Below are 1,060 nucleotides of genomic sequence, written 5' to 3' on the forward strand. Positions count from 1 at the left end.
CTATTAACGAGTTCTCTGTCAGTTGGACTTCCACTGCGGAGATGGCCGAAAATGGATGAGCCAAGGCATCCACCATGCGCCCTTTCCTACTTCTTTCGCTGTCCATATCTCTGAAAAGAAACATGGACGTTGCTCATACTTTCAGCTGTATTGTATTGTCTCAGCATACATATTACTACGTAAGCCTCGTTAAGTCTTGAACTTTGCTACTTTACAGTTTTAGCTTGTGTCAATATGTCAAAGATCGGGGTAATGTATAATGTATAATGTAGAAATTATAAATCATACATCAGCATCAACATTACGTTGTGGAGAATATCGGAGTCGAACCGATGACCTCTTGCATGCCATGCAAGCGCTCTAGCCAACTGAGCTAATCCCCCGAGAGGAAACAGACAGCAGCGTACAAAAAGCCGGTAGAGGCGTCACCTTCAGGTTGACTGTCTCTTGAGCAATTATCTTGCCCTACCTTGCGTCCCTCCAGAAAGGAGGTGTTCCAGCCGCACCTTCCGGTACGGCTACCTTGTTACGACTTAGCCCCAATTACCAGTTTTGCCCTAGGCCGATCCTTGCGGTCACGGACTTCAGGCACCCCCGGCTTTCATGGCTTGACGGGCGGTGTGTACAAGGCCCGGGAACGTATTCACCGCGCCATGGCTGATGCGCGATTACTAGCGAATCCAGCTTCGTGGGGTCGGGTTGCAGACCCCAGTCCGAACTGAGGAGGGCTTTCTTGATTGGACTGACCTTGCGGGCAGCCGGCTTTCTGTACCCCCCATTGTAACACGTGTGTAGCCCCGGACGTAAGGGCCGTGCTGATTTGACGTCATCCCCACCTTCCTCACACCTTGCGGTGGCAGTGTCTCCAGAGTGCCCAGCATAGCCTGATGGCAACTGAAGAGAGGGGTTGCGCTCGTTATGGCACTTGAGCCGACACCTCACGGCACGAGCTGACGACAACCATGCAGCACCTTCACAGATGCCCCGAGGGGCGTCACCATCTCTGGATCCTTCATCTGCAATTCAAGCCCGGGTAAGGTTCCTCGCGTATCATCGAATT

1 tRNA gene and 1 rRNA gene (1 of these 2 running past the window's edge) are annotated in these 1,060 nt (G+C 52.0%); both read right to left on the minus strand.

Features of this window, described 5'->3' with window-relative positions:
- Nucleotides 1-309 precede the first annotated feature (309 nt).
- Nucleotides 310-383 (minus strand) — tRNA-Ala (locus tag NG346_RS14350).
- Nucleotides 384-484: 101 nt separating this feature from the next.
- Nucleotides 485-1,060 (minus strand): 16S ribosomal RNA (locus NG346_RS14355) (its annotated part continues 464 nt past the right edge of the window); the annotation flags it as partial.

Origin of the sequence: Hallella absiana (assembly GCF_025457485.1) — a bacterium.
Taxonomy (GTDB): domain Bacteria; phylum Bacteroidota; class Bacteroidia; order Bacteroidales; family Bacteroidaceae; genus Prevotella; species Prevotella absiana.